The organism is Pseudomonas sp. 15C (assembly GCF_055484735.1).
Window position 1 is genome coordinate 1 of the sequence record NZ_JBUDGD010000108.1, and the last position, 6,855, is coordinate 6,855.

The window sequence follows — 6,855 nt, forward strand, 5'->3', positions numbered from 1 at the left end:
AAGCCTTTTTGGGTACTTTTTCGGCGTCTGGAAAAAGTGCCTCGCCGTAAGGGCGAAACCCTAAGCCGCCGTTACCGCAGCAACGGATATGTACCCAAAATCAACGCCTCAAAGAAAGCCATCACTCGGTAACCCCGACAAAAATCGCGATCGTTGCACGCCACGCAACAGATCATTGCCCACAAATCTATTGATAGCCCCCTAACGAAAGGCGCACGCTAGAGGGCTGACTCGGGTCTTATATCATTCCGAATGATAGTTACCTTTGCTTCATTCGATTCGTGCCATCACACCCCGCCGAGCATCATCCGCCCATCTTCAATACTTTGGCGGATGCATCCATGGAACATTCACTCAAACATTTGCGCTTCCCGATGGCCCTGTTGGCCGTGCTGGTGATGAGCGCCTGCGGCAAAACCCCGGAGACCACCGCTGCCATGCCCCCTGCAAAAGTCAGCGTGGCCAAGGTGCTGGAACAACCGGTCAATGAGTGGGACGAATTCACCGGGCGCCTCGAAGCGCCGGAAACCGTTGAAATCCGCCCACGGGTCTCCGGCCAGATCGATCAGGTAGCCTTCACCGAAGGCGCACTGGTCAAGAAAGGCGACCTGCTGTTCCAGATCGACCCGCGTCCGTTCCAGGCCGAGGTCCGCCGCCTCGAAGCACTGGTCGCCCAGGCCCGCGCCACCGCCACCCGCAGTGAAAATGAAGCCGCTCGCGGCGAACGTCTGCGCACCAGCAACGCGATCTCCGCCGAACTGGCTGATTCGCGCACCAGCGCTGCCCAGGAAGCCCGCGCCGCCGTCGGCGCCCTGCAAGCGCAACTCGATCTGGCCAAACTGAACCTGAGCTTCACCCGCGTCACCGCGCCAATCAGCGGCCGCGTCAGCCGTGCCGAGATCACCGCCGGCAACCTGGTGACCGCCGACACCACTGCCCTGACCAGCGTCGTCTCGACCGACAAGGTCTACGCCTACTTCGACGCCGACGAGCGTGTATTCCTCAAGTACACCCAACTGGCGCGCAACGGTCAGCGCGGTGCGACCACCCCGGTGTACATGGGCCTGTCCAACGAGGACGGCAACCCGCACCTCGGCCAGATGAACTTCGTCGACAACCAGGTCAACCCGAAAACCGGCACCATCCGTGGCCGCGCGGTGTTCGACAACACTGACGGCACCTACACCCCGGGCTTGTACGCACGGCTGAAACTGGTCGGCAGCGGCACCTACAACGCCATGCTGATCAACGACGAAGCCGTCGGTACTGACCTGGGCAAGAAGTTCGTGCTGGTGATGGATGCGGACAACAAAACCGCGTACCGCCCTGTCGAACTCGGGCCGAAAATCGAAGGCCTGCGCATCGTCCGCACCGGTCTGCAAAAAGACGACACGATCATCGTCAAGGGCCTGCAGCGGGTGCGTCCCGGCTCGCCAGTCACCCCTGAAGTGATTCCGATGGCCAGCGAGCAGACCCTCGCCGCTCTCGCCCAACAACGTCAAGCGCTGGAAGCCAGCAACCTGCCCAAAGTCGCCCCTGCCAAGGGTGCGTCGGGTTCGGCTGCGAAGCTGGCTGCTACGACCCCACGCGGTTAAGGGACGACAACTCCGATGAATTTTTCCCAATTCTTCATTTCCCGGCCGATCTTCGCAGCGGTGCTGTCGCTGCTGATCCTGATCGCCGGTGCGATCTCGCTGTTCCAGTTACCGATCAGCGAATACCCGGAAGTCGTGCCGCCCACCGTGGTGGTGCGTGCCAACTTCCCGGGTGCCAACCCCAAGGTCATCGGTGAAACCGTGGCTGCGCCGCTGGAACAAGCCATCACCGGCGTCGAGAACATGCTGTACATGTCTTCGCAATCGACCGCTGACGGCAAGATCACCCTGACCATCACCTTCGCCCTGGGCACTGACCTGGACAACGCGCAGGTGCAGGTGCAGAACCGCGTGACGCGCACCGAGCCGAAGCTTCCAGAAGAAGTGACGCGCATCGGTATCACCGTCGACAAGGCCTCGCCCGACCTGACCATGGTTGTGCACTTGACCTCGCCGGACAAGCGCTACGACATGCTCTACCTGTCCAACTACGCGATCCTCAACATCAAGGATGAGCTGGCTCGTCTCGGCGGTGTCGGTGACGTGCAGCTGTTCGGTATGGGCGATTACTCGCTGCGTGTCTGGCTCGATCCGAACAAGACCGCTTCGCGCAATCTGACCGCAACCGACGTGGTCACTGCGATCCGCGAGCAGAACCGTCAGGTCGCTGCCGGCCAGCTCGGCGCGCCCCCTGCCCCGACCGCGCAAAGCTTCCAGCTGTCGATCAACACTCAGGGCCGTCTGGTCACTGAGGAAGAGTTCGAAAACATCGTGATTCGTGCCGGCGACGACGGTGAAATCACCCGCCTCAAAGACATCGCCCGCGTCGAACTCGGTTCCAGCCAATACGCTTTGCGTTCGCTGCTGAACAACCAGCCGGCGGTGGCGATCCCGATCTTCCAGCGTCCGGGCTCGAACGCCATCGATATCTCGAACGAAGTTCGCGGCAAGATGGAAGAGCTGAAGAAAGGCTTCCCGCAGGGCATGGACTACAGCATCGTCTACGACCCGACGATCTTCGTGCGCGGCTCGATCGAAGCGGTGGTTCACACCCTGTTCGAAGCACTGATTCTCGTGGTGCTGGTGGTGATCCTGTTCCTGCAGACCTGGCGCGCCTCGATCATTCCGTTGGTGGCGGTGCCGGTATCGTTGATCGGTACGTTTGCGGTGATGCACCTGTTCGGTTTCTCGCTCAACGCCTTGTCACTGTTCGGTCTGGTACTGGCGATTGGTATCGTGGTGGACGACGCCATCGTGGTGGTGGAGAACGTCGAGCGAAATATCGAGCTCGGACTGACACCGGTCGAAGCGACCAAACGGGCAATGCGTGAAGTGACCGGCCCGATCATTGCGACGGCGCTGGTGCTGTGTGCGGTATTCGTACCGGCAGCGTTCATTTCCGGCCTCACCGGGCAGTTCTACAAACAGTTCGCCCTGACCATCGCCATCTCGACGGTGATCTCGGCCTTCAACTCGCTGACCCTGTCGCCAGCGCTGGCCGCCGTCCTGCTGAAAAGCCACGACGCGCCGAAAGACCGCTTCTCGAAAGTGCTCGACAAGATCTTCGGTGGCTGGCTGTTCCGCCCGTTCAACCGCTTCTTCGATCGCGCCAGCCATGGTTACGTCGGCACCGTGCGCCGGGTCATCCGTGGCAGCGGCATCGCCCTGCTGCTGTACGCAGGCCTGATGGTGCTGACGTTCTTCGGTTTCTCCAGCACGCCGACCGGTTTCGTCCCCGGCCAGGACAAGCAATACCTCGTGGCCTTCGCGCAACTGCCGGACGCCTCGAGCCTGGACCGTACCGAAGACGTGATCAAGCGCATGTCTGACCTGGCGCTGAAACAGCCGGGCGTGGAAAGCGCCGTAGCGTTCCCGGGCCTGTCGATCAACGGCTTCACCAACAGCCCGAACGCCGGCATCGTTTTCGTCACCCTGAAACCGTTCGACGAGCGTAAAGACCCGAGCATGTCTGCCGGGGCAATCGCCGGGGCCTTGAACGGCCAGTACGCGAACATTCAAGAGGCGTACATGGCGATCTTCCCGCCACCGCCGGTACAGGGTCTGGGCACCATTGGTGGTTTCCGTCTGCAAATCGAAGACCGTGGCAACCTCGGTTACGACGAGCTGTACAAAGAAACCATGAACATCATCAACAAGAGCCACAACGTGCCGGAACTGGCCGGCCTGTTCACCAGTTACACCGTGAACGTGCCACAGGTCGATGCCGCCATCGACCGCGAAAAAGCCAAGACCCACGGCGTGGCCGTCAGCGACATCTTCGACACCCTGCAGATCTACCTGGGTTCGCTGTATGCCAACGACTTCAACCGCTTCGGGCGCACCTATCAGGTCAACGTTCAGGCCGAACAACAGTTCCGCCTCGAATCCGATCAGATCGGTCAGCTGAAAGTACGCAACAACAAAGGCGAAATGATCCCGCTGGCGACCTTCATCAAGGTCAGCGACACCTCGGGTCCGGATCGTGTGATGCACTACAACGGCTTCATCACCGCTGAAATCAACGGTGCAGCAGCTCCCGGCTACAGCTCCGGCCAGGCCGAAAAAGCCATCGAGAAACTGCTCAAGGACGAACTGCCGAACGGCATGACCTACGAGTGGACCGACCTGACCTACCAGCAGATTCTGTCCGGCAACACCGCGCTGTTCGTGTTCCCGCTCTGCGTACTGCTGGCGTTCCTGGTGCTCGCTGCACAGTACGAAAGCTGGAGCCTGCCACTGGCGGTGATCCTGATCGTACCGATGACCCTGCTGTCGGCCATCACCGGTGTGATCATCTCGGGCGGTGACAACAACATCTTCACCCAGATCGGCCTCATCGTACTGGTGGGACTTGCATGCAAGAACGCGATTCTGATCGTCGAGTTCGCCAAGGACAAACAGGAAGAAGGCCTCGACCCGCTCGCCGCAGTGCTGGAAGCCTGCCGTCTGCGTCTGCGGCCGATCCTGATGACCTCCTTCGCGTTCATCATGGGTGTGGTGCCACTGGTGTTCTCCAGCGGTGCCGGTGCCGAGATGCGTCACGCCATGGGTGTGGCGGTGTTCTCCGGGATGCTCGGGGTGACCTTCTTCGGTCTGCTGCTGACGCCTGTGTTCTACGTGCTGATCCGTAACTTCGTTGAACGCAGTGAGGCCCGCAAAGCGGCCAAGGCGCACAACCTTCCAAAGCCACTGGAGGCGCATCAATGAGTCTGAAAGTCTTCCTGCCGAGCCTGTTGGTGCTGGCCCTCAGCGCCTGCGCCGTCGGCCCCGACTACAAGACCCCAGCCACGGAGGCGGCCAACATCACGGCCGCCACCGACGGCGCCGCCGGGCAAAAGAACTTCGACCGGTCGAAATTCGAAGGCATCTGGTGGCAGCAATTCGATGACCCGACCCTCAACCAGTTGGTCACGCAATCGCTGCAAGGCAACCGTGAACTGCGCGTAGCGTTCGCCCGCTGGAAAGCCGCTCGGGCGATCCGCGACGATGCCAGCAACGACGCGATGCCGACCATCACCAGCCGTGCCAGCAGTGACCTGGGCAAAGGCCAGATTCCCGGCCAGACCACCGACCGGGTCAACAGCGAACGCTACGATCTGGGCCTGGACATGGCCTGGGAACTGGACCTGTTCGGGCGCATCCAGCGCAATCTGGAAGCCAGCGACGCCGACCAGCAGGCTGCCGAAGCCGACCTGTATCAACTGCAAGTCACCATGATTGCCGAACTGGTCGACGCTTACGGGCAACTGCGTGGTGCGCAACTGCGCGAGAAGATCGCCGTGGCCAACCTGAACAACCAGGTCGAGTCGCGCAAGATCACCGTCAGCCTGCGTGATGCCGGTGTCGGGGATCAGCTCGACGTGGAACGCGCCGATGCGCGCCTGGCCAACGTCGAAGCGACCGTGCCGCAATTGCAGGCGGAACAGGTGCGGCAGAAAAACCGCATCGCCACCCTGCTCGGCGAGCGCCCGGACAAGCTGACTGTTGACCTGAGCCCGAAAGACCTGCCAGCGATTGCCAAGGCCTTGCCGATTGGCGATCCGGGTGAACTGTTGCAACGTCGCCCGGACATCCTCAGCGCTGAACGCCAACTGGCCTCGGCCACGGCGCGTATCGGTGTAGCGAAAGCCGATCTGTTCCCACGGGTCAGCCTCAGCGGCTTCCTCGGCTGGACCGCCGGGCGCGGCTCGCAGATCGGTTCGTCGGCCGCCAATGCCTGGGCCCTCGGCCCGAGCATCACCTGGGCTGCGTTTGACCTCGGCAGCGTGCGCGCCCGTTTACGCGGCGCCGATGCCGAAGCCGAAGGCGCACTGGCGACCTATGAGCAGCAAGTGCTGCTGGCGCTGGAAGAATCGGAAAACGCCTTTAGCGATTACGGCAAGCGTCAGCAACGGCTGATCTCGTTGATCCGCCAGAGTGAATCGAGCCGCAAGGCCGCCGACCTCGCGGAAATCCGCTACCGCGAAGGCACCACCGACTTCCTCGTGCTACTCGATGCACAGCGCGAGCGGCTGAACGCCGAAGACAGCCAGGCCCAGGCCGAAGTCGACCTTTATCGCGGCATCGTCGCCATCTACAAAGCCCTCGGCGGCGGCTGGCAGCCGGCGACCGTTGCCAGCAAGTAATCGCTTTTAAAAGAGCTCCTTTGGTTGGCCGCAACCAACCAATTTTTTTGCCCCGCGTATCATTCGGTCGCGGGGTTTTTTTATGGTTTTTTTCAGCTGTTGCGATTTTGCTGGGGGTCGTGGTGGGTCAGTTTCAGTGGTGTCGGCTGACCGGCCGCCATCGCTTGCAGGCAAGCTCCCACATTTTGATCGCATTCTTTCAGTTGGGATGCGGTCGACCTGTGGGAGCCAGCCTGCTGGCGATGAACGATAACGCGGTAGGCCTGCAGACCCCCTCACCCTAGCCCTCCCGAAACGTCGGACCGCCCGTAGGGAGAGGGGACTGACCGGGGTGGATGAAAGAGATGCGCCAACGCGCAACACCGAGTCGAACTCAGGATTTGAACGGCCCCCAAATCGGCTCCCTCTCCAGGGGGAGAGGGCTGGGGTGAGGAGCGAATCCACCACAAATCCCAAAGCCATGCGGCGCTTCTCACCACTCAACAATGAGCGTTAGCTCGAGTGCTTTTGATCTTGATCTTGCCTAACCAGCGACATCGGAAGGCTGAGCGGAGGGATTGATCCGGGTGTGGGAGCGCAGCGACCGTACGACGAAGTCGTACACAGCGGAAGTAGGTGCAGCGAAGCAAACCGTA

At 61.3% G+C, this 6,855-nt stretch carries 3 protein-coding genes; all 3 read left to right on the plus strand.

What is annotated here, in order from left to right:
• Positions 1-341 precede the first annotated feature (341 nt).
• From mexE to ACYYKW_RS26245, 3 genes are read left to right on the plus strand one after another with little or no spacing between them, the layout of a single operon-like run.
• Positions 342-1,595: a multidrug efflux RND transporter periplasmic adaptor subunit MexE gene (gene mexE, locus ACYYKW_RS26235; protein ID WP_090283543.1), complete on the plus strand. Its 1,254-nt coding sequence runs from the start codon at positions 342-344 to the stop codon at positions 1,593-1,595.
• Positions 1,596-1,610: 15 nt separating this feature from the next.
• Complete coding sequence (locus tag ACYYKW_RS26240; RefSeq protein WP_090283546.1) at positions 1,611-4,802, plus strand: efflux RND transporter permease subunit; 3,192 nt, start codon at positions 1,611-1,613, stop codon at positions 4,800-4,802.
• Positions 4,799-6,220: an efflux transporter outer membrane subunit gene (locus tag ACYYKW_RS26245; RefSeq protein WP_464991569.1), complete on the plus strand. Its 1,422-nt coding sequence runs from the start codon at positions 4,799-4,801 to the stop codon at positions 6,218-6,220. Before ACYYKW_RS26240 ends, ACYYKW_RS26245 begins: the two co-directional genes overlap by 4 nt.
• Positions 6,221-6,855 lie beyond the last annotated feature (635 nt).